The organism is Nocardioides sp. P4_G10, assembly GCF_056401175.1.
This window is the reverse complement of sequence record NZ_JBFUJV010000013.1, coordinates 85,707-108,124: the sequence shown is the minus strand read 5'-3', so window position 1 is coordinate 108,124 and position 22,418 is coordinate 85,707. Positions and strand designations below refer to the sequence as shown.

Below are 22,418 nucleotides of genomic sequence, written 5' to 3'. Positions count from 1 at the left end.
GGGTCTCGTGCGTCCCGGGTCGGACCCGCCCGGCAGGATGTCAGCCATGGGGTTCACCAGGGCCGAGCTCGAGTCCTTCCGCGACGTGGAGGTCCCCGACCTCCTCCCGTCCGCCGGCCAGCCGTTGCGGCTGCTGTTCGTCGGCATCAACCCGGGCCTGTGGACCGCCGCCACGCAGTCCCACTTCGCCCGCCCCGGCAACCGGTTCTACCCCGCGCTGCTGCGCGCCGGGATCCTCGCATCTCCGATCGACCCGGCAGCGGGCATGACCGACGAGGACCGCGACCTGCTCCGGCGGCAGGGGATCGGCATCACCAACGTGGCGCCGCGAGCGACGGCACGGGCCGACGAGCTCACGGCAGCCGAGCTGCGGGAGGGCGGGGAGCGGCTCCGCGCACTGGTGGCAGAGCGTCAGCCGGCCGTCGTGGCGGTTGCCGGCATCACCGCCTACCGCACGGCGTTCGGCGAGCCCCGGGCCCGGGTCGGCGAGCAGCCCGGACGCTGGGGCGCCTCGCGGGTGTTCGTGGTGCCCAACCCGTCGGGGCTCAACGCCCACGAGACCGTCGCCACGCTGGCCCTGGCCTACGCCGATGCGGCCCGGGCGGCTGGAGTGCTCGGGAGCACGCCGGAGCCGTGACCTGACCCCCGCGGAGCCGGGAGCGCCCGTCAGGCGGCGTACGGCGGCGGGAGCAGGCCGTGCTGGACGAGCAGTCCCTCCACCCGCTGGCGCTCGTGGTCGAGCTCCTCGCCGGGCGGGAGGACGGCCAGCAGGTGGGGGCATCCCGCCATGTCGGCGGCCTCGCCGAGGACCCGGTCGTAGGCCAGCCGGCAGCCCTCGTACTTCGCGAAGCGCATGCCGCCGCGGTGGAAGGTGGAGTGGAGCCGGCGCAGGTCGGCGCCCACCCTCTCGACCGGTCGGTGGAGCGGGACGACGTCGGCACCGCGCCTCCGTGCGCGCCGTGCGCGCCGCGCTGCGGCCCGGGCGCTGCGCCACTCGGCGAGGTCGCCCCGGAGGGCGGCGCAGGCCAGTCGGAGCAGCACCAGGGCCAGCAGCAGCGCGCCGACGGTGATGAGCCAGCTCCTCATCCGTCCACGGTACGCCGGGCGCGCTCCGGGCGTCAGCCCATGTCGACCCCGTCGAAGTCCTCCGGGACGAAGTCCCGCTTCTCGACCAGCACCATCCAGTTGCCGGAGTTGTCGCGCATCAGCGCCTCGACGCCGTAGGGCCGCTCCTCCGGCTCCTGCAGGAACTCCACGCCCTTGGCCTTGAGGTCCCGGTAGGTCGCGTGGCAGTCGTCGACGTTCATCCCGATGCCGGGCAGGCCGCCCTCGTCCTGCGCGCGCTTCATCGCCTCGATGAGGTAGTCGGGGAGGGGGCCGCTGGGAGTGGTCAGGTGGAGGTGGACCTCGGGCTGCCTGGAGTGGAAGACCGTGCACCAGCGGAAGTCGGGCCCGAGCTGCAGGTCGTCGCCGACCTCGAAGCCGAGGACGTCGGTGTAGAAGGCGAGGGACTCGTCGATGTCCTTCACCCAGACGGACATGAGGGAGATGTTGGTGATCATGCGACGAGCCTAGGAAGGACCGGCGCCGTCCTGCTTCTCCTGCGTTGCGGTCGTGCCAGCACCGCGCTTCTCGACGAGTCCGGCCATGAAGACGTAGCACCCGGGGATGCGCGGGTTCCCTGCCGCGGCGTAGCGCCGCTGGAAGTCGCTGGGGCTCTCGCCGACGATCTCGCGGAAGCGGGAGCTGAACGAGCCGAGGCTGCTGTAGCCGACGGCGTGGCAGACCTCGGTCACGGTCAGGTTGGCCGCACGCAGCAGGTCCTGGGCCCGCTCGACGCGACGCTCGGCGAGGTACGCCGCCGGCGTCGGGCCGTAGGTCATCGCGAAGGACCGGATGAAGTGATAGCGGCTCATCCCGGCGAGCTGCGCGAGGTGGTCGAGGTCGAAGGGCTCGGCGAAGTGCCGGTCGAGGTGGTCGCGCGTGCGGCGCAGGTGCACCAGCACGTCGCCGGGGACGCGTCGTGGCCCGGTCGTGCGCCCCGTCATCCGAGCAGCGCCTCCACGGCGCCGCGGAACGCCGACGTGTGCGCGTCGACGTCCGACCGGTCGTGGAACGGCGAGAAGAGCGACATGTTGTGGAACGGCGCCAGCAGCACGCCGCGGTTGACGGTCCAGAGGTGGAAGAACGCGTCGAGCTCCTCGTCGACGGCGGCCGCGGCCTCCGCGCCGGTGCGCGGCGGCGGGCAGAACCAGTACTCCGCCCGGCAGCCGAGCCGCTGGACGTGCCAAGGCAGCTCGTGCTGGGCGATGACGTCCCGGATGCCGTCGGTGAACTGCTCGGCGAGCGGGATCGAGACGTCGAAGTCCTCCTGCCGCAGGGCGGTGAAGAGGGTGGCCCGCACGGCGGCCATCGCGAGYGCCGACCCCGACAGGGTGCCGCCGACGCCGGCGACGTCGATGTCGTGCCCGAGCATCGGACCCTCGAGTCGCGAGGCGACCTCCTCGGTCATGCCGTAGGCCGCGACCGGGATGCCACCTCCGATGGGCTTGCCGATGACCACGAGGTCGGGGTCGAGGCCCCAGGCTGCGGTCGCGCCGCCCGGGCCGGCGCAGATCGTGTGTGTCTCGTCGTTGACGAGCAGCACGCCGTGGCGCCGGGTCACCTCCCGGACGCCGGCGAGGTAGCCGTCGTCGGGCAGCACGATGCCGATGTTGGTGAGCGCCGGCTCCATCAGCAGGCACGCGACGTCGCCCCGCGCGAGCCGAGCGTCGAGGGCGTCGAGGTCGTTGAACGGCACCACCGCGGTGGTGGTGGCGACGTCGACCTGCGGTCCCAGCGCGCCGGGCCGCGCGACGACCCGGTCGCCCGCACGACCGTGCTCGAGGACGCCGAGCGTCTCGTCGACCGTGCCGTGGTAGCACCAGTCCATCACCGCGATCCGGGGCCGGCCGGTGAGGTGGCGGGCGAACCGGAGCACGAAGCGGTTGGCGTCGGTGGCCGTCATCGCCATCTGCCACCGGGGCAGCCCGAAGCGGCGGCTGAGCTCACCGGCGACCCACGCGGCGTCCGTCGAGGGGAGCATCGTGGTGATGCCACGCTCGGTGCGCTCGCGCACCGCCTCGGCCACCGCCGGCAGGCAGTGGCCCGTCATCGAGCCCGTGTCGCCGAGGCACAGGTCGACGAAGTCGATGCCGTCGACGTCGGTGAAGCGTCCTCCCGCCGCCGACTCGACGAACAGCGGGAAGGAGCCCGGCCAGCGGGTCATCCACGGCATCGGGACGCCCGCCAGCAGGTGCTCGCCCGCCTCCTTCGCCAGCCGCGCCGAGGTGGGGTGCAGGTCGACGAAGCGCTGCTCCTCCTCCGCGTGCAGGGCGGCCAGTCGGGACCGGTCGACCGTCGTCACGGGCACCTCACAGGGCGCTGCCGACGTACTTGGTCTCGAGGTACTCCTCGATGCCCTCGAAGCCGCCCTCGCGGCCGAACCCCGAGTGCTTGACGCCGCCGAACGGGGCGGCGGGGTTGGACACGATGCCGGTGTTGACGCCGACCATGCCGAAGTCCAGCGCCTCGCTGACGCGGAGCACGCGGGCGTGGTCGCGGGTGAAGACGTAGGCGACCAGGCCGTACTCGGTGTCGTTGGCCCGCCGGACCGCCTCGTCCTCGTCCCCGAAGGTGGAGACCGGCGCGACGGGACCGAAGATCTCCTCGCGGAACACGCGTGCCGAGGCGGGTACGTCGACCAGGACCGTGGGCGGGTAGAAGTGTCCGGCACCGTCGGGGACCGCGCCGCCGACGAGCGTCCGCGCACCGGCGGAGACGGCGTCCTCGACGAGCTCGTGGACGCCGGCGCGGGCCTTCTCGGTGATGAGCGGACCCACGTCCACCCCGTCCTCCGTGCCGTCCCCGACCGTCAGGGCTCCCATGCGCTCGGCGAACCGGCGGGAGAACTCCTCGGCAACCGACTCGTGCACCAGGAACCGGTTGGCCGAGGTGCAGGCCTCGCCGATGTTGCGCATCTTGGCCAGCATCGCGCCGTCGACCGCGGCGTCGAGGTCGGCGTCCTCGAAGACGAGGAAGGGTGCGTTGCCGCCGAGCTCCATCGACACCCGCAGCAGCTGGTCGGAGGCCTGGGCGACGAGCTTCTTGCCGACCACGGTGGACCCGGTGAAGGTGAGCTTGCGCAGGCGCGGGTCCTTGATGATCGGCTCGCAGACGCCGCCGGAGTCGGTGGTGGTGACGACGTTGAGCACGCCGGCCGGCAGGCCGACCTCCTCGAGCAGCGCGGCCAGGGCGAGCATCGTGAGGGGGGTCTCGGCGGCGGGCTTGACCACCATCGTGCAGCCGGCGGCGATGGCGGGCCCGATCTTGCGGGTCCCCATCGCGAGCGGGAAGTTCCAGGGCGTGATCATCAGCGTCGGGCCGACGGGAGCCTTCATGGTGATGAGCCGGGTGTTGCCGGCGGGCGCGGGGGAGTAGCGCCCGTGGATGCGGACGGCCTCCTCGGAGAACCACCGGAAGAACTCGGCGCCGTAGGTCACCTCGCCCCTCGCCTCGGCCAGCGTCTTGCCCATCTCCAGGGTCATCAGCCGGGCGAAGTCGTCGGCCCGCTCGGTGAGCAGCTCGAACGCGCTGCGCAGCACCTCGCCCCGCTTGCGCGGCTCGGTGGCACGCCACTCCTGCTGGGCCTCCGCGGCGGCGGCGAGGGCGCGCTGGCCGTCCTCCGGCCTGGCGTCGGCGACCCGCGTGAGGACGCCGGCGTCGGCCGGGTTGTGCACCTCGAAGGTCGCGCCTCCTGTGGCGTCGACCCAGTCGCCGCCGATGAGGAGCTGGGTGGGAACGGTCTCGATCACGGAGTCAGTCACGGCCATCACCCCACCCTGCCACCAGGGCCACCGACCGCCTCCTCGAAGGCGGCCTCGAACACGTCGAGCCCCTCGGCGAGCAGGTCGTCGCCGATCGCGAGCGGTGGCAGGAACCGGAACACGTTGCCGAAGGTGCCGCACGTCAGCGTCACCAGCCCCTGCGCCGAGCAGGCCCGGTGCACGGCGCCTGCGAGCGCGGCGTCCGGCCTACGTCCCGGGCCGTCGCTGACCAGCTCGACCGCCAGCATGGCGCCGCGTCCGCGGACGTCGCCCACCCRGTCGGGGTGGCGCTCGGCGAGGGCGCGGAGCCGCGGCAGGAAGGCGGCCTCGATCTCCCGTGCACGGGCGGGCAGGTCCTCGGCCTCCATGGTCTCGATCGCGGCGAGCGCAGCGGCGCAGGCGACGGGGTTGCCGCCGTAGGTGCCGCCGAGGCCGCCGACGTGGACGGAGTCCATCACGTCCGCGCGACCCGTGACGGCTGCCAGGGGCAGGCCGCCAGCCATGCCCTTGGCGGTGGTCACCAGGTCCGGGACGACCCCTTCGTGGTCGCACGCGAACCAGTCGCCGGTGCGCGCGAAGCCGGTCTGGATCTCGTCGGCGATCAGCAGGATGCCCTGCTCGCGGCACCAGTCGGCGACGCGCGGCAGCCAGCCCGGCGGCGGGACGATGAAGCCGCCCTCGCCCTGGATCGGCTCGATCAGCACGGCGGCGCACTGGTCCTCGCCCACCTGCGCGTGGACGGTGTTGACGAAGGCCTCGAACGCCTCCTCGGCGCACGCCTCGGCGCCACCGGGCCAGCGGTAGGGGTAGGCCATGGGGGCGCGGTAGATCTCGCCGGCGAAGGGCCCGAAGCCGTGCTTGTAGGGCATGTTCTTCGCGGTCAGCGCCATCGTGAGGTTGGTGCGGCCGTGGTAGGCGTGGTCGAAGACGACGATCGCGTCGCGGCCCGTGTGGTGGCGCGCGACCTTGACGGCGTTCTCCACCGCCTCGGCCCCGGAGTTGAAGAGCGCCGACCGCTTCTCGTGGTGGCCCGGGGTCAGGTCGGCCAGCTTCTCGCAGACCGCGACGTACTCCTCGTAGGGCGTGACCATGAAGCAGGTGTGGGTGAAGTCGGCGACCTGGCGCTGCACCGCCTCGACCACGCGCGGGGCGGCGTTGCCGACCGTGGTGACGGCGATGCCCGAGCCGAAGTCGATCAGCTGGTTGCCGTCGACGTCGCGCAGGATGCCGCCGCCCGCCTGCTCGACGTAGACCGGCAGCGTCGTGCCGATGCCGGCCGAGACGGCCGCGACCTTGCGGGCCTGGAGCGCCTGCGAGCGCGGGCCGGGGATCTCGGTGGCCAGGATCCGTTCCTGGGTGAGCGTCGTCGGGGTGTTCATGTGCGGTTCTCCATCCCCCACGGGGAGCCGTAGCCCTCCGGCTTGGGTGCGGCGAGCAGGTCGAGGAAGGGCTTCGGTGGCAGGGCCTCGGGTCCCAGGACGCCGCTGCCCGACCAGGTGCCGTCGGCCAGGAGCTCCAGCGCGACGACGGGGTTGATCGCGGTCTGCCAGACCACGCACTGCGCGCCGTAGTCGCGCATCGAGTCGGCGTTGTCGACGACGTGGAAGAGGTACGTCGACCGGGGGGCACCGTCCTTGCCGGTGCCGGTGACGAGGAGCCCGGCGCACGTCTTGYCCTCCATCCGCGGGCCGATCGTGGCCGGGTCGGGCAGGCACGCCGCCACCACGTCGCGGGGCGAGACCTGTACACCCTTGACCGACACCGGCTCGGTCGAGTCGAGACCGAGCGTGTGCAGGGTGCGGAGGATGCCGATCATCTCCTCGCCCAGGCCGTACTTGAAGGTGACCCGGTCGGCCTCGACCCAGCGAGGCATGAGGAGCACCTCCTCGTGCTCGACGTGCACGCACTCGACGGGCCCGATGCCCTCGGGGAAGTCGAACACCTCGGGCTCGGAGAACGGCGGCAGCGTGAAGAAGCCGGCCTCCAGGTCGCCACCGCCCCGCTCCCGCTCCCACACCACGGGCGGGTTGAGGCACTCCTCGATGATGGTCCACATCGAGAAACCGGGGGCGAACACCTCGTTGCCGTCGTCGTCGCGGATGACGAGGTTGGCGCCGTCGCGGGTGCCGAGCTCGTCGATGTGGTCGAAGAGCTCGTCGGCGGCGTAGCGGGCGAACACGTCGGAAAGACCGGGCTCCACACCGATGCCGAGGAGGGCGAGCCGCCCCGCCGCCTCCCACTCCGCGGCCCGGGCGAACTGCTCGTCGCCGAGCTTCACGCCGACCTTCTCGTAGGGGGCGTCGGGGTGGCGCGCGGACAGGCTCATCGCCATGTCGAGGTAGTCGGCGCCCGCGGCGAGCGCCCCGGTGAAGATGGGCATCACGAACCGCGGGTCCACGGCGTTGAAGACGTGGGTGGCCCGGACCTCGCGGGCGAGCGCGGTCACCGCGTCGGCGTCGGAGGCGTCGACCTGCGCGGTGCTGAAGCGCTCCTCGCCCGTACGACGTCCGCGCGCCGCCTCGACGGTGCGCTCGGCCCGCTCGACGTCGTAGTCGGCCACCACCCAGGCCTCGAAGAAGTCGCGCTCCACCGCGATCCGGGCCGCGGCGTCACCGACGCCACCGGCACCGACCATCAGCACGCGCATGGGTTCAGGCACTCGATCTCTCCTAGCGGGGAAGGGGGTCAGCTCTTGTACTTCGAGGCCCGCAGCGAGCTCACGGCCTGTGCGCCCAGCACGAGCAGGACAGCGATCACGAACATCGAGAAGCCGATGACGTTGGCCTCGGCGGGGATGCCGCGCCGCGAGGCGACGTAGACGAACTTGGGGAACGTCGACTCGTTGCCGGAGACGAAGTTGGTGATGATGAAGTCGTCGAAGGACAGCGAGAAGGCGAGCATCGCCGCACCGGCGATGCCGGGCAGGATCAGCGGGAAGGTCACCTTCCAGAAGGTCTGCATCGGGCTCGCGTAGAGGTCCTGGGCGGCTTCCTCGATCCGTGGGTCGAGGGACTGGATGCGAGCCCTGACCGTGACGACCACGAAGCTCACGCAGAACATGATGTGCGAGAAGACGATGGTGCCGAAGCCGAGGTTGATCCCGATGTTGGCGAAGCCCTGCACGAAGATCGTCAGCAGCGCGGCGCCCATGACGATCTCCGGCGTGGCCATCGGCACGAAGATCAGCACGTTGCTGGCCGCCTTGCCCCGGAACCGGTAGCGGACCATCGCCAGCGCCATCAGCGTGCCGAAGACCGTGGCCACGACCGTGGAGATCACGCCGACCTCGAGCGAGGTGACCAGCGACTCGCACACGCCCTGCACGCCGCAGGGGTCCTGCCAGTGCTTCCACGTGAAGCCCTGCCACACGATGTTGGTCTTGCCGTGGTCGTTGAACGAGAAGGCGAACGTGTAGGCGACCGGGAGGAAGAGGTAGAGGAGCACCAGGATCGCGCTGATCATCGCGAAGTGGTTGGCCAGCCAGACTTGGGCGCGCTTGCCGGCGGACGGCCGGTAGGCCGTCGGCCGGGTCGTGGTCGCGGGTGGGGTCCGGCGCGTCGTCGTGGTCATCTCACACCAGCTCCTCGGTGCCGAAACGGCGGACGTAGAGGAAGACCAGGACGAGGATCGCGGCCATGAGGGTGAAGGACAACGCCGCCGCCACCGGGTAGCCGCCGGGGACGGCGAGGAACTGGTCGTTGATGACGTTGCCGATCATCTTGCCGCGCTGGGGGCCGAGGAGCTCCATGTTGACGAAGTCGCCCGCCGCCGGGATGAAGGTGAGCAGCGTCCCGGCGAGGACACCCGGCATCGAGATCGGGAGCGTCACCGTCCGGAAGGTCGTGAACCCGTTGGCGTAGAGGTCGCCGCCGGCCTCGATGACGCGCGGGTCAGCGCGTTCGAGCGAGGCGTAGATGGGCAGCACCATGAACGGCAGGAAGTTGTAGGTGAGGCCCGCGACCACCGCGATAGGGGTGTTGATGATGTGCCCGTTGGGGAGCACGTGCAGGAAGTTGAGGACGCTCGCCACCCACCCCTCGTCCGCGAGGATCTGCGACCACGCGAACGTGCGCAGGATGAACGAGGTGAAGAACGGCGCGATGACGCAGATCATCATCAGGTTGCGCCACCTCCCGGCCTTGAACGCCATGGCGTACGCCAGCGGGTACGCCACCGCGAACGCCAGCAAGGTCGCCAGGCCGGCGTAGAGGAACGACCGGGCGAAGTGTGGGGCGTAGTCGGTGAGGGCACTGGCGTAGTTGGAGAAGTTGAGGTCGCGGTAGTAGTAGCCCGGGAAGCCGGGGTAGCGGCTCTGCAGGCTCACCGACGCGAGCTGCACCAGCGGCAGCAGGAAGAAGACGCCGAGCCACAGCACGCCCGGCAGCATCAGCAGGTAGGCCGTCCAGGACCGCTGCTTGGACTCGGGCGCCGCGGGCGCGGGCTCCAGCTCCGGGTCACCGGCCACCTGGGCGAGCGCGCTCACGCCTCCTCCGCGGGCACACCGAACGCGTGCCCGGGGTTCCAGGTCAGCCAGACCTCGTCGCCGGGTCGCAGGTCGAGCGGCTCGACGTCGAGGTTCTGCTCGTAGCAGCTCCAGGTCGCGCCGCTCGGCATGTCCACCAGGTAGCTGGTGGCCACGCCCAGGAAGGACACGTCGCGCACCACGCCCCGGACGTCGTTGCCGGCGCCCTCCGGCTGCCTGCGCGACACGGTGACCTTCTCCGGCCGGACGCCGAAGAGCACCTCGCCCTCGTGCACCTGCGAGCGGGACTTGAGGATCTTGACCGGCGTGCCGAGCACGTTGACGACGAGGTGGTCGCCGTCGACGTCCTTGATCGTGCCCGCGCCGGTGTTGGCCTGCCCGAGGAAGTTGGCGACGAACCGGGTGCGGGGCAGGTCGTAGAGCTCCTCCGGTGCTCCGAGCTGCTCGATGTGGCCCCTGTTCATCACCGCCACGGTGTCGGCCATGGTCATGGCCTCCTCCTGGTCGTGGGTGACGTGGATGAAGGTGAGGCCCACCTCGGTCTGGATGCGCTTGAGCTCGACCTGCATCTCGCGGCGCAGCTTGAGGTCGAGCGCGCCCAACGGCTCGTCCAGCAGCAGCACCTCCGGGTGGTTGACCAGGGCTCGCGCCAGCGCCACCCGCTGCTGCTGGCCTCCGGAGAGCTGGGCCGGCTTGCGCGCGGCGAAGGACGCCATCTGCACCAGCTCCAGCGACTCCTCGGTGCGCTGGGCCGCGTCGGCGACCTTGCGCCGCTTGGGACCGAAGGCGACGTTGTCGCGGATCGTCAGGTGCGGGAACAGCGCGTAGGACTGGAACACCGTGTTGACCGGGCGCTCGTAGGGCCGCGAGCCGGTCAGGTCGGTGTCACCGATCGTCACCCGCCCGGCGGTGGGCTGCTCGAGGCCGGCGATCATCCGGAGCGTGGTCGTCTTGCCGCAGCCCGACGGGCCGAGCAGGGCGAAGAAGGAGCCGCGGGGGACCAGGAGGTCGATGCCGTCGACGGCGGTGAAGTCCCCGAACCTCTTGGTGACGCCCTCGAGCCGGAGGTCGCCGCTCGCTTCGCGAAATCCGGCCATGTCAGTTCCCCATCACCTTCGTGGACCAGAGGTCGGCGTACAGGATGTCCTCGTCCGCGTCGAGCACCCGGAACTGCTGGACGTTGTTGTCCTCGATGAACTCGACGCTCGGGAAGATCCACGGGCTCTCGGCCAGCTCGGGGTCGATCTTCTCCATCTCGGCCTGGGCGCCCTCGACGGGACACACGTAGTTGACCCACGCCGCCACCTGCGCCGCGACCGCCGGCTCGTAGTAGTAGTCCATCAGCCGCTGGGCGTTCGAGCGGTGGGTCGAGGTGATCGGGACCATCAGGTTGTCCGACCAGAGCGTGCCGCCTGACTCCGGCAGGGTGAAGGTCCAGCTGGGGTCCTTGGTGTCGGCGGCGAGGACGAAGATGTCACCGCTCCACGTGATGCCGGCCACCGCGTTGCCGCTGGTGAGGTCCTCCATGTAGGAGTTGCCCTTCACCTTGCGGATGTAGCCCTCGTCGATCTTCTGCTCGATGAAGTCGAGCGCCTTCTCGAACTCCGCCTGCCCCCAGTCGCTCTCGATGTCGACGCCCTGGGACTGCATGACCAGGCCGGCGGTGTCGCGGAACTCCGAGAGCACGACGACGCGGCCCTTGAGGTCGTCGGTCCACAGGTCGTCGAGGGACTTCAGCTCGCGACCGACCTTCTCCTTGTTGTAACCGATGCCCGCGAAGCCGCTCTGCCACGTGATCGAGTGGAGCCGGCCGGGGTCGAAGGAGGCGTCCTTGAGCGGCTGCAGGAGGTTGCTCACCACGTTGGGCATCTGGATCAGCTCGAGCGGCTGGACGACCTGGTCCCGGATGAGCCGGGCTGCCATCCAGTCGGTCAGCGTGATGATGTCGCGGTCGATGTCCTGACCGGCACGCAGCTGCGGGCCGACCTTGGCGTAGTAGGAGTCGTTGTCGTCGATCTCCTCGAAGTAGTCGACGTCGATGCCCGACTGCTCGATGAAGGCAGAGAGGGTCGGGGACGTCGTCTCCTTGCCGTTCATGTCGAGGTAGGCCGTCCAGTTGGCCCACTTGAGCGTCTTCTCCTTGTCGGAGACGTCGGTGGGCAGGTCGAGGCTGGCGATGCCTCCCGCCGCGGGCGGCTCGGGCGGGGCGCACCCGGTGAGCGCCAGGCCGGCGCCCGCCGCGACGCCGGTGCCGAGCAGCGCCCGGCGGCTGAGCCCGCCTGAGGCGGCCGCGGTCAGGGCCGCGGCCGGCGCGGACTGGGGGCGCCGTCGGCGCGGGATGGGTCTCATCGGTGCATCTCCTCCGCTTCGCCCCCGAGTCGTGCAGGTGTGGTGGTCGTGGCTGTGTCGACAATGGTGCTCGCCATGTGGTCGCGCGCCGCTCAGCCCTCGATGTTGGCCATGACGTGCTTGATGCGCGTGTAGTCCTCGAAGCCGTACATCGAGAGGTCCTTGCCGTAGCCGGACTTCTTGTAGCCGCCGTGCGGCATCTCCGCGACGAGCGGGATGTGGGTGTTGATCCACACGCAGCCGAAGTCGAGCGCCTTCGACATCCGCATCGCCCGGCCGAAGTCCTTGGTCCACACCGACGACGCCAGGCCGTAGTCGACGCCGTTGGCCCAGCGGAGCGCCTCCTCCTCGTCGGTGAAGCGCTGGACCGTGATGACGGGGCCGAAGATCTCGTTCTGGATCGCCTCGTCGTCCTGGCGCAGGCCGGACAGGACGGTGGGCTCGAGGAAGTAGCCGTCGCCGAGGTCCGTACGACGGTTGCCGCCCGCCGACACGGTCGCGTGGGACGGCAGGTCCTCGATGAACCGGCTCACCCGGGCCAGCTGCGTGGCGTTGTTGACGGGGCCGAAGAGGGCGTCCGCGTCGTCGGGCAGGCCCACCGGTGCCGAGCCCCTCGCGTAGTCCGCGAGCGCCGCCACGAAGTCGTCGTGGATGCCGGGGGCGACCAGGACGCGGGTGGCGGCCGTGCAGTCCTGGCCGGCGTTGAAGTAGCCGGCGATCGCGATGCCCTCGACGGCGGCCTCGATGTCGGCGTCGTCGAAGACCACGACCGGCGCCTTGCCGCCCAGCTCGAGGTGGACCCGCTTGACCTGCGGGGCGGCGCTCGCCGCGACCTCGGCGCCGGCCCGGACCGATCCGGTGATCGCGACGAGCCCGGGCGTCGGGTGCTCGACGAGGAGGCGGCCGGTCTCGCGGTCTCCGGTGACGACGTTCAGCGTCCCGGCCGGGAGGAACTCGGAGGCGAGCTCGGCCAGCCGCAGCGTGCTCTCGGGGGTGGTGTCGCTGGGCTTGAGGACGACCGTGTTGCCGGCGGCGAGGGCCGGGCCGATCTTCCACACCGCCATCAGCAGCGGGTAGTTCCACGGGGTGACCTGGCCGACGACGCCGATCGGCTCGCGACGGATCCACGAGGTGTGCCCCGCCATGTACTCGCCGGCCGCCTTGCCCTCCAGCACGCGGGCCGCCCCGGCGAAGAACCGGAGCTGGTCCACCATCGGCGGGATCTCCTCGCTCGCGGTGAGCGCCTTGATCTTGCCGGTGTTGGCCGACTCGAGCTCGATCAGCTCCTCGGCGTGGGACTCGATCGCGTCGGCGATCTTCAGCAGCGCCTGCTGGCGCTCGCTGGGCGTCGTACGCCCCCACTCGCCGAAGGCGCGGTCGGCGGCCTCGTAGGCCGCGTCCACCTCCTCCGCCCCGCTGACGGGCGCCTGGGCGACGACCTGGCCGGTCGTCGGGTCGACGACGTCGCTCGTCGCGCCGGCGCTGCCGTCGACGTACGTGCCACCGATGAAGTTGCGCAGCGTGCGTGGGCTGGTCACGGGGTCCTCCCGGTCGGGTGCAGTGAGGGGAGACTAGGACGGGTAGGCCCGCAATCGCCATACTTGTTGCCGAAGATTGTGCGGGAATCGCGGAATTAACAGGCCGGAAATGCGGATTCCACGCTCGGTGACTTGCGAACGGGCGAGGTCCCGTCCACCATGGCGCCATGAGCGAGCGCAGGGGGCACGAGCATGGGTGAGGGACAGGTCCGCCTCGACGCGACCGCCAAGCGCATCATCGAGCTGCTCCAGGAGGACGGCCGGATCTCCTACGCCGCGATCGCCAAGGCGGTCGGGCTGTCGGAGGCGGCCGCCCGGGCCCGGGTCCAGAAGCTGCTCGACTCCGAGGTGATGCAGGTCGTCGCGGTCACCGACCCCACCCAGGTCGGCTTCACCCGCCAGGCCATGATCGGCGTCCGCACCGAGGGCGACCCGATGAAGGTCGGCGACCGCCTGGCCGAGGTGCCGGAGGTCGACTACGTGGTCACCACCGCCGGCAGCTTCGACCTCCTCGTCGAGGTGGTGTGCGAGGACGACCCGCACCTGCTCGACGTCATCCGTCAGGTCCGCGAGCTCGAGGGCGTGGTCTCCTCGGAGACCTTCGTCTACCTCAAGCTCAACAAGCAGCACTACAACTGGGGAACGAGATGAGCCTCCACTCCGCCGAGGGCAAGCCCTACGACGAGTCCTTCGACTACCAGGCCGCCGGCCGCGACCACCTCTGGTTGCACTTCACGCGGCACTCGACCTACGAGAACGGCGGCGAGATGCCGCTGATCGTGAAGGGCGAGGGCCACAAGATCTGGGACAGCCACGGTCGCGAGTACATCGACGGGCTGGCCGGCCTGTTCGTCGTCCAGGTCGGCCACGGCCGCGAGGAGCTGGCCGAGGCGGCCGCGAAGCAGGCCAAGGAGCTGGCGTTCTTCCCGCTCTGGTCCTTCGCGCACCCGCGCGCCGTCGAGCTCGCCGACCGCATCGCCGCGATGGCGCCCGGCGACCTCAACCGCGTCTTCTTCACCACCGGCGGCGGCGAGGCCGTCGAGTCCGCGTGGAAGCTGGCCAAGCAGTACTTCAAGCTCACCGGCAAGCCCAACAAGCACAAGGTCATCTCCCGCGCCGTGGCCTACCACGGCACCCCGCAGGGTGCGCTGTCCATCACCGGCATCCCGCCGCTGAAGGAGATGTTCGAGCCGCTCGTGCCGGGCGCCCACAAGGTGCCCAACACCAACTTCTACCGCCGCCCGGAGTTCATCGGCGACGACGAGAAGGCCTTCGGCCGGTGGGCCGCGGACCGCATCGCCGAGGCGATCGAGTTCGAGGGCCCCGACACCGTCGCCGCCGTCTTCCTCGAGCCCGTGCAGAACGCCGGCGGCTGCTTCCCGCCGCCGCCCGGCTACTTCGAGCGGGTCCGCGAGATCTGCGACCAGTACGACGTCCTGCTCGTCTCCGACGAGGTCATCTGTGCCTTCGGGCGCGTGGGGGAGATGTTCGGCGCGACCGAGTTCGGCTACCAGCCCGACATCATCACCTGCGCCAAGGGCATGACCTCCGGCTACTCGCCGATCGGGGCGATGATCGCCAGCGACCGGCTGTTCGAGCCGTTCAGGTCGGGCACGACGGCCTACGCCCACGGCTACACCTTCGGCGGGCACCCGGTCTCCTCGGCGGTGGCGATGGCCAACCTCGACATCTTCGAGCGCGAGGGCCTCACCGACCACGTCCAGCAGAACGCCCCCGCGTTCCGGGCGACCCTGGAGAAGCTCCTCGACATCCCGATCGTCGGCGACGTGCGCGGCCACGGCTACTTCTACGGCATCGAGCTGGTCAAGGACCGCGAGACCAAGGAGACGTTCGACGATGCCGAGTCGGAGCGGCTGCTGCGCGGCTACCTCTCCGGCGCGCTCTGGGAGGCTGGTCTCTACTGCCGCGCCGACGACCGCGGCGACCCCGTCATCCAGCTCGCCCCGCCGCTCATCATCGGCCAGCCGGAGTTCGACGACATCGAGCAGCGACTGCGCTCGGTGCTGACCGGAGCCCTCGAGCACCTCTGACCCGCACGCGCTGATGTGCGTCCGACCCGGGGGAGCGGGGAGGATGGGCCCGTGAACGACGTCGTACGCCCCGCCCGCCCGCACCACAAGCTGACCGCGGACGGACGCCGGATGCGGGAGGTGCTCACCTACTCGCGGCGGGGCAACCGGTTCACGCCGCGACAGGCGGAGTCGTGGGCCGCCCACCACGCCGACTGGGTGATCCCCGAGGAGGCCGTCGACCGGCCCGGCTTCGCCCTCGCGGAGTGGTTCGGCCGTGAGGCGCCGCTGATCGTCGAGATCGGCCCGGGCATCGGCGAGGCGACCTCGGTGCTGGCTGCCGCGCGCCCCGACCACGACGTGCTGGCCCTCGAGGTGTGGCTCCCCGGCATCGCCGACTCGCTGTGGCGCGTCGCCGAGGCGGGGGCCGACAACGTGCGGTTCTGCTCCGTCGACGCGGTCTGGACCCTGGAGAACCTGCTCGGCCCGGCCAGCGTCGCCGAGCTGTGGACCTTCTTCCCCGACCCGTGGCGCAAGACCAAGCACCGCAAGCGGCGGCTGGTCAACCCGGCCAACGCCGCGCTCGCCTCGTCCCGGCTGGTGCCGGGCGGCGCGTGGCGGCTGGCCACCGACTGGGCGGACTACGCCGACCAGATGCGCGAGGTCCTCGACGCCGAACCGACCCTGGAGGGCGGCCCCGTCGTGCGATGGGACGAGCGGCCGGTGACCCGGTTCGAGCGCAAGGGCCGCGACGTCGAGCGCGACATCGTCGACTTCTGCTACCGCCGGTCCGACCGGGGCTGATCGAGCACCAGGCCCGCCTCGCGCAGCAGGTGCTCGAGCCGCAGCCGCTCGGCCTCGCGGTCGGTGCCCTCGCGCAGGTCGGTGAGCAGGTCCGGCACCCTGAGGGCGCGTGCCGCCTGGCCCAGCAGGTCGTCGTACGCCGCCGTGGTCCCGCGCCGGCGGGCCATCGGCGTCCCGGGCGCCGGTGCGAGCACCAGCGGCCGGACGCGGCGCAGGGCGGCCGCGAGCTCCTCGATCGCCGGGACCGACGGCTCCGGCGGGGGAGGGGAGAGGCGCGTGCGCACGCCCCGTAGGACGAGCGCGACCAGGCCGGCCATCCTCCGACGGTAGGTCGGCCCCGCGGGCGCCGCAAGAGCCTTGCTCGAGCGGCGCCGGTTCGCCGTCCGCGCGCCCCGGAGCGTAGGCTGGCGACTTCCCGGGACATCGGGAGCGGGCCACGTGCTCCACCGTCATTGCGATTTGGCGTGGGCGTGCGGAGTCTGTCAAGATGTTCCGGTTGCTCCGGCGGGTCGCCGGGGTGCGGCACACCTTGACTTCTGAATCGCGTCTCCTTTGATCGAGCCAGTCGTCTGCGTGCACCGCACCGGATCACATGGTGATCGGAGACTCGACCAGATCCGACAACCGTCGGGTGCCACCCAGAGCTACACCGACCTCCCGGGGTCGTGTCACGAGGCCCAATGTTTTCAGTTGGGGGCGCGACACGCCCGACCGCGGGGGTCGGAGGGTGGAGGAGAGACAGGCGGCGCTCGCCCACCAGGGGCCGGGAGCCGAAACCAGACCAGGCGTACGAGATCGAAGAGGACAGGGACCTATGGCGGGACAGAAGATCCGCATCAGGCTCAAGGCCTATGACCACGAGGTGATCGACACCTCGGCGCGGAAGATCGTGGACACCGTCACCCGTACGGGTGCGAAGGTCGCCGGCCCTGTGCCGCTGCCGACCGAGAAGAACGTGTACTGCGTCATCCGTTCGCCCCACAAGTACAAGGACTCCCGCGAGCACTTCGAGATGCGGACGCACAAGCGTCTGATCGACATCATCGACCCGACGCCGAAGACCGTCGACTCGCTGATGCGTCTCGACCTGCCTGCCGGTGTCGACATCGAGATCAAGCTCTGAGGCGCGACATGGCTAAGACTTTCGAACGCAACGTGAAGGGCCTGCTGGGCACCAAGCTCGGCATGACCCAGCTGTGGGACGAGAACAACAAGGTCGTCCCCGTGACCGTGATCGCCGCGAGCACCAACGTGGTCACCCAGATCCGCCAGCCCGAGGTGGACGGCTACAACGCCATCCAGGTCGGCTTCGGCGAGATCGAGGCCCGCAAGGTGAACTCGCCCGACGCCGGTCACTTCGCCAAGGCCGGGGTCACCCCCCGCCGCCACGTGGTGGAGATCCGCACCGCTGACGCTGCCGCCTACACCGTGGGCCAGGAGCTGACCGTCGAGACCTTCGCCGCAGGCGAGGAGATCGACGTGACCGGCACCAGCAAGGGCAAGGGCTTCGCCGGTGTCATGAAGCGTCACGGCTTCCACGGTGTCTCCGCCTCGCACGGCGCGCACCGCAACCACCGCAAGCCGGGCTCCATCGGCGCCTGCGCCACCCCGGGTCGCGTGTTCAAGGGCACCCGCATGGCGGGCCGCATGGGCAACGACACGGTGACCACCCAGAACCTGACGGTGCACGCCGTCGACGCCGACAAGGGCCTGATCCTGATCAAGGGCGCCATTCCTGGCCCCAAGAACGGTCTCGTCGTCCTTCGCTCGGCCGCCAAGAAGACGCAGGAGGCCTGAGCATGGCTGTCAAGACCGTCAAGGTCGACCTCCCCGCCGAGATCTTCGACGTCGAGGTCAACATTCCCCTGATCCACCAGGTCGTCGTGGCCCAGCAGGCCGCTGCGCGTCAGGGCACGCACTCCACCAAGCGTCGCGGCGAGGTCCGCGGTGGTGGACGCAAGCCCTACAAGCAGAAGGGCACCGGTCGCGCCCGCCAGGGCTCGACCCGCGCGCCGCAGTTCGCCGGCGGTGGCATCGTCCACGGCCCGCAGCCGCGCAGCTACGACCAGCGCACCCCCAAGAAGATGAAGGCCGCCGCCCTGCGCGGTGCCCTCTCCGACCGGGCCCGCAACGACCGCGTCCACGTGGTCGACGCCCTGGTGTCGGGCGACAAGCCCTCCACCAAGGCCGCGCTGGCCTCGCTGGTCTCGCTGACCGACCGCGTGGGCTACCTCGTGGTGCTCGAGCGTTCCGACGCGATCACCTGGCTCTCGCTGCGCAACGCGCCCGAGGTCCACATCGTCGCCGTCGACCAGCTCAACACCTACGACGTGCTCAACGCCGACGACGTGGTCTTCACCAAGGGTGCCTACGACGTCTTCGTGGGTGGCGCCTCCGCTGCTCCGGCCGCGAAGACCGAGTCGGCTGCTGCGCCCGCCTCCGAGCAGGCCACCGACGAGCCGGCTCTGCCGGCCGGCGCGAAGGCCCCGCTCAAGAGCGGCAAGAACCCCAAGGGCTACGACGTCCAGGGCCTGCAGTCCGGCACCTACCTCGTCGAGGGCGACTCCGCCTACGACGTCTCCGGTGGCGACTTCTGGTTCAAGTCCACCGAGGACGCCGAGGCCGCTGGCCTGAACCGCGCCGACGAGAAGGAGAGCGACAAGTGAGCACCCTGCACAAGGACCACCGCGACATCCTGATCGCCCCGGTCGTGTCGGAGAAGAGCTACGGCCTGCTCGACGCCAACAAGTACACCTTCATCGTCCACCCGGACGCCAACAAGACCGAGATCAAGATCGCGGTCGAGAAGGTCTTCGACGTCAAGGTCACCTCGGTCAACACGATCAACCGCCAGGGCAAGACGCGCCGCACCAAGTACGGCCTGGGCAAGCGTCCCAACACCAAGCGCGCAATCGTCAGCCTCGCCGAGGGTCACCGCATCGACATCTTCGGAGGTCCGGTCTCCTGACCGGGCTCCTGACTAGGAACTGATATGGCTATCCGCAAGTACAAGCCGACCACCCCGGGCCGTCGTGGCTCGTCGGTGGCCGACTTCGTCGAGATCACCCGGTCGACGCCCGAGAAGTCGCTGACGCGCCCGCTGCCGAAGAACGGTGGCCGCAACAACCAGGGCCGCATCACCACCCGGCACAAGGGTGGCGGTCACAAGCGCGCCTACCGCATCATCGACTTCCGTCGCTACGACAAGGACGGCGTCCCGGCGAAGGTCGCTCACATCGAGTACGACCCCAACCGCACCGCGCGCATCGCGCTGCTGCACTACGCCGACGGCGAGAAGCGCTACATCGTCGCGCCCAAGGGTCTGACCCAGGGCACCGCGGTGGAGTCCGGCCCCAACGCCGACATCAAGCCCGGCAACAACCTGCCGCTGCGCAACATCCCGGTCGGTACGACCATCCACTGCGTGGAGCTGCGTCCGGGCGGCGGCGCGAAGATCGCTCGCTCGGCCGGCAACTCGGCCCAGCTGGTCGCCCGCGAGGGCAGCCGCGCCACGCTGCGCATGCCTTCGGGCGAGATGCGCTTCGTGGACGTGCGCTGCCGCGCCACGATCGGCGAGGTCGGCAACGCCGAGCAGTCGAACATCAACTGGGGCAAGGCCGGCCGCATGCGGTGGAAGGGCGTCCGCCCGACCGTCCGCGGTGTCGTCATGAACCCGGTCGACCACCCGCACGGTGGTGGTGAGGGCAAGACGTCCGGTGGTCGCCACCCCGTCTCCCCCTGGGGCAAGCCCGAGGGCCGCACGCGCAAGCGCAAGGCCAGCGACTCCCAGATCATTCGTCGCCGCAAGTCCGGCAAGGGTAGGAAGTAACCGACATGCCTCGCAGCCTCAAGAAGGGCCCCTTCGTCGACGGCCACCTTCAGAAGAAGGTGGACGCCGAGAACGAGAAGGGCAGCCACAACGTCATCAAGACCTGGTCGCGCCGGTCGATGATCGTGCCCGACATGATCGGCCACACCATCGCTGTGCACGACGGTCGCAAGCACGTCCCGGTCTTCGTGACCGACTCCATGGTCGGCCACAAGCTCGGGGAGTTCGCCCCCACCCGCACCTACCGCGGGCACGTCAAGGAAGACCGGAAGGGACGCCGTCGATGAGCACCACCGAGCGCAGCCGCACCAGTGCGCGCCGCACCACGCTGCTCGGCGACCAGCCGGGCGCGTACGCGAGCGCACGCTACGTGCGGATCACCCCGATGAAGGCTCGCCGTGTCGTCGACATGGTCCGCGGCCTCCAGGTCGACGAGGCCCTGACCCTGCTGCAGTTCGCGCCGCAGGCCGCCTCCGAGACCGTCTACAAGGTGCTGGAGAGCGCCGTCGCCAACGCCGAGACGACCGAGGGCCTCAACCGGGCCGACCTGGTCCTCTCCGTCGCGATGGTCGACGAGGGCCCGACGATGAAGCGTTGGCGTCCGCGTGCTCAGGGTCGGGCGACCCGCATCAACAAGCGCACGAGCCACATCACCCTCGCGGTGCAGCCGGCTGACGTGCTCACCGCGCCGGGCAAGAAGGCCCGCGCCTCGAAGAACGGAAAGGGTGCCTGATGGGCCAGAAGATCAACCCGAACGGGTTCCGCCTGGGCATCTCCACCGACCACAAGAGCCGTTGGTACGCCGACAAGCTCTACAAGTCGTACGTCGGTGAGGACGTCGCCATCCGCAAGCTGCTCTCCAAGGGCATGGAGCGGGCCGGCATCTCCAAGGTCGAGATCGAGCGCACGCGTGACCGCGTCCGTGTGGATATCCACACCGCGCGTCCCGGCATCGTCATCGGCCGCCGCGGCGCCGAGGCGGACCGCATCCGCGGCGAGCTCGAGAAGCTCACCGGCAAGCAGGTCCAGCTCAACATCCTCGAGGTCAAGAACCCCGAGATCGACGCGCAGCTGGTCGCCCAGGGTGTCGCCGAGCAGCTCTCGGGTCGTGTGCAGTTCCGTCGCGCGATGCGCAAGGCGATGCAGACCTCGATGCGCTCCGGTGCCAAGGGCATCCGGATCCAGTGCTCGGGTCGCCTCAACGGCGCCGAGATGTCGCGCACGGAGTTCTACCGCGAGGGCCGCGTGCCCCTGCACACCCTCCGCGCCGACATCGACTACGGCTTCTACGAGGCCCGCACGACCTTCGGCCGTATCGGCGTGAAGGTCTGGATCTACAAGGGCGAGGTCGCCGGCACCCGTGCCGAGCGCCAGGCCCAGCAGGCTGCCCGCGCCGGTGCCCCCGGCCGCGGCGGTCGTCCCAACACCCGTGGCGGCGAGCGTCCGAGCCGCGGCTCGCGCGGCGACCGCGCTCCCCGCGCCGAGGGCGCTGCTGAGACCTCTGCGGCCCCGGCTGCCGAGGCTGCACCGAGCACCGGACAGGAGGCCTGAACCTCATGTTGATGCCCCGTCGCGTCAAGCACCGCAAGCAGCACCACCCCAAGCGTCGTGGCGCTGCCAAGGGTGGCACCACGCTGGCGTTCGGTGACTTCGGCATCCAGGCGATCGAGGGTCACTACGTGACCAACCGACAGATCGAGTCGGCCCGTATCGCCATGACCCGCCACATCAAGCGTGGCGGCAAGGTCTGGATCAACATCTACCCGGACCGTCCGCTGACCAAGAAGCCTGCCGAGACCCGCATGGGTTCAGGCAAGGGTTCCCCCGAGTGGTGGGTTGCCAACGTCAAGCCCGGCCGCGTCATGTTCGAACTCTCCGGTGTGGACGAGGTGACTGCTCGCGAGGCCATGCGCCGTGCGATGCACAAGCTCCCGATGAAGTGCCGGTTCATCTCCCGTGAGGCCGGTGAATTCTGATGGCTACCAAGCTGATCGCCCACGAGCTCGACGAGCTCGACGCACCCGCCCTCGAGGCCAAGCTGCGCGAGGCCAAGGAGGAGCTGTTCAACCTCCGGTTCCAGGCCGCGACCGGCCAGCTGGAGAGCAACGGCCGCCTGCGCGTGGTCAAGAAGGACATCGCCCGCATCTACACCGTGGTCCGCGAGCGCGAGCTCGGCATCCGCACCACCCCGGGCACCAACGAAGAGGCGAAGGCATGAGCGAGAACACTGCGACCCAGTCGGTCGACGAGCGCAACCAGCGCAAGGTCCGCGAGGGCCTCGTCGTCAGCGACAAGATGGACAAGACCATCGTCGTCGCCGTCGAGGACCGCGTGAAGCACGCCCTCTACGGCAAGGTCCTGCGCAAGACGTCGCGTCTGAAGGCGCACGACGAGACCAACCAGTGCGGCATCGGCGACCGGGTCCTCATCATGGAGACCCGTCCGCTGTCGGCCACCAAGCGCTGGCGCCTCGTCGAGGTGCTGGAGAAGGCCAAGTGACCTGAGGCCCCCCGGCCTCGA

At 70.3% G+C, this 22,418-nt stretch carries 28 protein-coding genes; 15 read left to right on the top strand and 13 right to left on the bottom strand.

All coding sequences use genetic code 11. The features are described from left to right. The first annotated feature begins 46 nt into the window (after positions 1 to 46). Entirely contained in the window at positions 47 to 637 is a 591-nt protein-coding gene (locus tag AC1DP1_RS14630; protein ID WP_477507431.1) for a mismatch-specific DNA-glycosylase, read from the top strand. A 29-nt stretch (positions 638 to 666) separates the two neighbouring features. Here the strand turns inward: AC1DP1_RS14630 and AC1DP1_RS14625 are convergent, their stop codons facing one another. From AC1DP1_RS14625 to AC1DP1_RS14570, 12 genes are all read right to left on the bottom strand, one after another. Beyond that, entirely contained in the window at positions 667 to 1,086 is a 420-nt protein-coding gene (locus AC1DP1_RS14625; protein WP_477507430.1) for a hypothetical protein, read from the bottom strand. Between the two features lie 32 nt (positions 1,087 to 1,118). Then, a complete protein-coding gene (locus AC1DP1_RS14620) occupies positions 1,119 to 1,562 on the bottom strand; it encodes a VOC family protein (RefSeq protein ID WP_477507429.1) in 444 nt (147 codons plus the stop codon). 9 nt (positions 1,563 to 1,571) lie between these two features. Beyond that, positions 1,572 to 2,048, bottom strand: coding sequence for a helix-turn-helix domain-containing protein (locus AC1DP1_RS14615; protein ID WP_477507428.1), 477 nt, complete (start codon positions 2,046 to 2,048; stop codon positions 1,572 to 1,574). Continuing rightward, entirely contained in the window at positions 2,045 to 3,406 is a 1,362-nt protein-coding gene (locus AC1DP1_RS14610; RefSeq protein WP_477507427.1) for a transaminase, read from the bottom strand. Before AC1DP1_RS14610 ends, AC1DP1_RS14615 begins: the two co-directional genes overlap by 4 nt. Before the next feature lie 7 nt (positions 3,407 to 3,413). After that, on the bottom strand, positions 3,414 to 4,871 hold the full coding sequence (locus AC1DP1_RS14605) for an NAD-dependent succinate-semialdehyde dehydrogenase (RefSeq protein ID WP_477507426.1): 1,458 nt from the start codon (positions 4,869 to 4,871) through the stop codon (positions 3,414 to 3,416). After that, positions 4,871 to 6,244, bottom strand: a complete 1,374-nt coding sequence (gabT, locus tag AC1DP1_RS14600; RefSeq protein WP_477507425.1) for a 4-aminobutyrate--2-oxoglutarate transaminase — start codon at positions 6,242 to 6,244, stop codon at positions 4,871 to 4,873. Before gabT ends, AC1DP1_RS14605 begins: the two co-directional genes overlap by 1 nt. Further along, positions 6,241 to 7,524: a saccharopine dehydrogenase family protein gene (locus AC1DP1_RS14595; RefSeq protein WP_477507424.1), complete on the bottom strand. Its 1,284-nt coding sequence runs from the start codon at positions 7,522 to 7,524 to the stop codon at positions 6,241 to 6,243. Before AC1DP1_RS14595 ends, gabT begins: the two co-directional genes overlap by 4 nt. A gap of 26 nt (positions 7,525 to 7,550) precedes the next feature. After that, positions 7,551 to 8,435, bottom strand: coding sequence for an ABC transporter permease (locus AC1DP1_RS14590; RefSeq protein ID WP_477507423.1), 885 nt, complete (start codon positions 8,433 to 8,435; stop codon positions 7,551 to 7,553). 1 nt (position 8,436) lies between these two features. After that, on the bottom strand, positions 8,437 to 9,348 hold the full coding sequence (locus AC1DP1_RS14585) for an ABC transporter permease (protein WP_477507422.1): 912 nt from the start codon (positions 9,346 to 9,348) through the stop codon (positions 8,437 to 8,439). Continuing rightward, entirely contained in the window at positions 9,345 to 10,445 is a 1,101-nt protein-coding gene (locus tag AC1DP1_RS14580; RefSeq protein WP_477507421.1) for an ABC transporter ATP-binding protein, read from the bottom strand. Before AC1DP1_RS14580 ends, AC1DP1_RS14585 begins: the two co-directional genes overlap by 4 nt. 1 nt (position 10,446) lies before the next feature. Then, complete coding sequence (locus tag AC1DP1_RS14575) at positions 10,447 to 11,697, bottom strand: ABC transporter substrate-binding protein (RefSeq protein ID WP_477507420.1); 1,251 nt, start codon at positions 11,695 to 11,697, stop codon at positions 10,447 to 10,449. Between the two features lie 92 nt (positions 11,698 to 11,789). After that, positions 11,790 to 13,235, bottom strand: coding sequence for a gamma-aminobutyraldehyde dehydrogenase (locus tag AC1DP1_RS14570; protein WP_477507419.1), 1,446 nt, complete (start codon positions 13,233 to 13,235; stop codon positions 11,790 to 11,792). A gap of 192 nt (positions 13,236 to 13,427) precedes the next feature. Here AC1DP1_RS14570 and AC1DP1_RS14565 point away from each other — a divergent pair, with 192 nt between their 5' ends. The 3 genes from AC1DP1_RS14565 to trmB are packed head-to-tail and all read left to right on the top strand — an operon-like array spanning position 13,428 to position 16,069. Then, positions 13,428 to 13,886 (top strand): Lrp/AsnC family transcriptional regulator, encoded by a 459-nt coding sequence (locus AC1DP1_RS14565; protein ID WP_457188141.1) that lies wholly within the window; start codon positions 13,428 to 13,430, stop codon positions 13,884 to 13,886. Further along, positions 13,883 to 15,286, top strand: a complete 1,404-nt coding sequence (locus AC1DP1_RS14560) for an aspartate aminotransferase family protein (protein ID WP_477507418.1) — start codon at positions 13,883 to 13,885, stop codon at positions 15,284 to 15,286. Before AC1DP1_RS14565 ends, AC1DP1_RS14560 begins: the two co-directional genes overlap by 4 nt. A 51-nt stretch (positions 15,287 to 15,337) precedes the next feature. After that, positions 15,338 to 16,069: a tRNA (guanine(46)-N(7))-methyltransferase TrmB gene (trmB, locus tag AC1DP1_RS14555; RefSeq protein WP_477507417.1), complete on the top strand. Its 732-nt coding sequence runs from the start codon at positions 15,338 to 15,340 to the stop codon at positions 16,067 to 16,069. On the opposite strand, the gene AC1DP1_RS14550 is transcribed toward trmB, so the two are convergent. Beyond that, positions 16,045 to 16,386 carry a hypothetical protein gene (locus AC1DP1_RS14550; RefSeq protein ID WP_457188147.1) on the bottom strand — a complete coding sequence of 114 codons (342 nt, stop codon included), beginning with the start codon at positions 16,384 to 16,386 and terminating at the stop codon, positions 16,045 to 16,047. The genes trmB and AC1DP1_RS14550 overlap by 25 nt on opposite strands. Before the next feature lie 497 nt (positions 16,387 to 16,883). Between AC1DP1_RS14550 and rpsJ the strand changes: the two genes are divergently transcribed. The 11 genes from rpsJ to rpsQ are packed head-to-tail and all read left to right on the top strand — an operon-like array spanning position 16,884 to position 22,397. Continuing rightward, on the top strand, positions 16,884 to 17,192 hold the full coding sequence (rpsJ, locus tag AC1DP1_RS14545; protein ID WP_008360994.1) for a 30S ribosomal protein S10: 309 nt from the start codon (positions 16,884 to 16,886) through the stop codon (positions 17,190 to 17,192). Between the two features lie 8 nt (positions 17,193 to 17,200). Next, entirely contained in the window at positions 17,201 to 17,866 is a 666-nt protein-coding gene (gene rplC, locus AC1DP1_RS14540; protein WP_191194624.1) for a 50S ribosomal protein L3, read from the top strand. 2 nt (positions 17,867 to 17,868) lie between these two features. Then, complete coding sequence (rplD, locus tag AC1DP1_RS14535; RefSeq protein ID WP_477507416.1) at positions 17,869 to 18,735, top strand: 50S ribosomal protein L4, sunset domain variant; 867 nt, start codon at positions 17,869 to 17,871, stop codon at positions 18,733 to 18,735. Next, positions 18,732 to 19,037, top strand: a complete 306-nt coding sequence (gene rplW / locus AC1DP1_RS14530) for a 50S ribosomal protein L23 (RefSeq protein ID WP_457188153.1) — start codon at positions 18,732 to 18,734, stop codon at positions 19,035 to 19,037. The genes rplD and rplW overlap by 4 nt, the downstream gene beginning before the upstream one ends. 24 nt (positions 19,038 to 19,061) lie before the next feature. After that, on the top strand, positions 19,062 to 19,898 hold the full coding sequence (gene rplB, locus AC1DP1_RS14525) for a 50S ribosomal protein L2 (protein WP_129453376.1): 837 nt from the start codon (positions 19,062 to 19,064) through the stop codon (positions 19,896 to 19,898). 5 nt (positions 19,899 to 19,903) lie between these two features. After that, positions 19,904 to 20,185, top strand: a complete 282-nt coding sequence (gene rpsS, locus AC1DP1_RS14520; protein ID WP_056906592.1) for a 30S ribosomal protein S19 — start codon at positions 19,904 to 19,906, stop codon at positions 20,183 to 20,185. Then, complete coding sequence (gene rplV / locus AC1DP1_RS14515) at positions 20,182 to 20,631, top strand: 50S ribosomal protein L22 (RefSeq protein ID WP_191194626.1); 450 nt, start codon at positions 20,182 to 20,184, stop codon at positions 20,629 to 20,631. The genes rpsS and rplV overlap by 4 nt, the downstream gene beginning before the upstream one ends. Further along, entirely contained in the window at positions 20,631 to 21,449 is an 819-nt protein-coding gene (rpsC, locus tag AC1DP1_RS14510) for a 30S ribosomal protein S3 (protein ID WP_457188156.1), read from the top strand. The genes rplV and rpsC overlap by 1 nt, the downstream gene beginning before the upstream one ends. A 5-nt stretch (positions 21,450 to 21,454) precedes the next feature. Further along, on the top strand, positions 21,455 to 21,874 hold the full coding sequence (gene rplP, locus AC1DP1_RS14505; protein ID WP_129426329.1) for a 50S ribosomal protein L16: 420 nt from the start codon (positions 21,455 to 21,457) through the stop codon (positions 21,872 to 21,874). Continuing rightward, positions 21,874 to 22,116, top strand: coding sequence for a 50S ribosomal protein L29 (rpmC, locus tag AC1DP1_RS14500; RefSeq protein ID WP_477507415.1), 243 nt, complete (start codon positions 21,874 to 21,876; stop codon positions 22,114 to 22,116). The genes rplP and rpmC overlap by 1 nt, the downstream gene beginning before the upstream one ends. After that, positions 22,113 to 22,397, top strand: a complete 285-nt coding sequence (gene rpsQ / locus AC1DP1_RS14495; protein ID WP_300049831.1) for a 30S ribosomal protein S17 — start codon at positions 22,113 to 22,115, stop codon at positions 22,395 to 22,397. The genes rpmC and rpsQ overlap by 4 nt, the downstream gene beginning before the upstream one ends. Positions 22,398 to 22,418: the final 21 nt, after the last annotated feature.

What these genes read in the sequence shown, in the direction of transcription:
- AC1DP1_RS14630 (WP_477507431.1), top strand. Translation starts at nt 47, where the DNA reads ATGGGGTTCACCAGGGCCGAGCTCGAGTCCTTCCGCGACGTGGAGGTC.
- AC1DP1_RS14625 (WP_477507430.1), bottom strand. Translation starts at nt 1,086, where the DNA reads ATGAGGAGCTGGCTCATCACCGTCGGCGCGCTGCTGCTGGCCCTGGTG.
- AC1DP1_RS14620 (WP_477507429.1), bottom strand. Translation starts at nt 1,562, where the DNA reads ATGATCACCAACATCTCCCTCATGTCCGTCTGGGTGAAGGACATCGAC.
- AC1DP1_RS14615 (WP_477507428.1), bottom strand. Translation starts at nt 2,048, where the DNA reads ATGACGGGGCGCACGACCGGGCCACGACGCGTCCCCGGCGACGTGCTG.
- AC1DP1_RS14605 (WP_477507426.1), bottom strand. Translation starts at nt 4,871, where the DNA reads ATGGCCGTGACTGACTCCGTGATCGAGACCGTTCCCACCCAGCTCCTC.
- AC1DP1_RS14590 (WP_477507423.1), bottom strand. Translation starts at nt 8,435, where the DNA reads ATGACCACGACGACGCGCCGGACCCCACCCGCGACCACGACCCGGCCG.
- AC1DP1_RS14580 (WP_477507421.1), bottom strand. Translation starts at nt 10,445, where the DNA reads ATGGCCGGATTTCGCGAAGCGAGCGGCGACCTCCGGCTCGAGGGCGTC.
- AC1DP1_RS14575 (WP_477507420.1), bottom strand. Translation starts at nt 11,697, where the DNA reads ATGAGACCCATCCCGCGCCGACGGCGCCCCCAGTCCGCGCCGGCCGCG.
- AC1DP1_RS14565 (WP_457188141.1), top strand. Translation starts at nt 13,428, where the DNA reads ATGGGTGAGGGACAGGTCCGCCTCGACGCGACCGCCAAGCGCATCATC.
- AC1DP1_RS14560 (WP_477507418.1), top strand. Translation starts at nt 13,883, where the DNA reads ATGAGCCTCCACTCCGCCGAGGGCAAGCCCTACGACGAGTCCTTCGAC.
- AC1DP1_RS14550 (WP_457188147.1), bottom strand. Translation starts at nt 16,386, where the DNA reads ATGGCCGGCCTGGTCGCGCTCGTCCTACGGGGCGTGCGCACGCGCCTC.
- rpsJ (WP_008360994.1), top strand. Translation starts at nt 16,884, where the DNA reads ATGGCGGGACAGAAGATCCGCATCAGGCTCAAGGCCTATGACCACGAG.
- rplC (WP_191194624.1), top strand. Translation starts at nt 17,201, where the DNA reads ATGGCTAAGACTTTCGAACGCAACGTGAAGGGCCTGCTGGGCACCAAG.
- rplD (WP_477507416.1), top strand. Translation starts at nt 17,869, where the DNA reads ATGGCTGTCAAGACCGTCAAGGTCGACCTCCCCGCCGAGATCTTCGAC.
- rplB (WP_129453376.1), top strand. Translation starts at nt 19,062, where the DNA reads ATGGCTATCCGCAAGTACAAGCCGACCACCCCGGGCCGTCGTGGCTCG.
- rpsS (WP_056906592.1), top strand. Translation starts at nt 19,904, where the DNA reads ATGCCTCGCAGCCTCAAGAAGGGCCCCTTCGTCGACGGCCACCTTCAG.
- rplV (WP_191194626.1), top strand. Translation starts at nt 20,182, where the DNA reads ATGAGCACCACCGAGCGCAGCCGCACCAGTGCGCGCCGCACCACGCTG.
- rpsC (WP_457188156.1), top strand. Translation starts at nt 20,631, where the DNA reads ATGGGCCAGAAGATCAACCCGAACGGGTTCCGCCTGGGCATCTCCACC.
- rplP (WP_129426329.1), top strand. Translation starts at nt 21,455, where the DNA reads ATGTTGATGCCCCGTCGCGTCAAGCACCGCAAGCAGCACCACCCCAAG.
- rpmC (WP_477507415.1), top strand. Translation starts at nt 21,874, where the DNA reads ATGGCTACCAAGCTGATCGCCCACGAGCTCGACGAGCTCGACGCACCC.
- rpsQ (WP_300049831.1), top strand. Translation starts at nt 22,113, where the DNA reads ATGAGCGAGAACACTGCGACCCAGTCGGTCGACGAGCGCAACCAGCGC.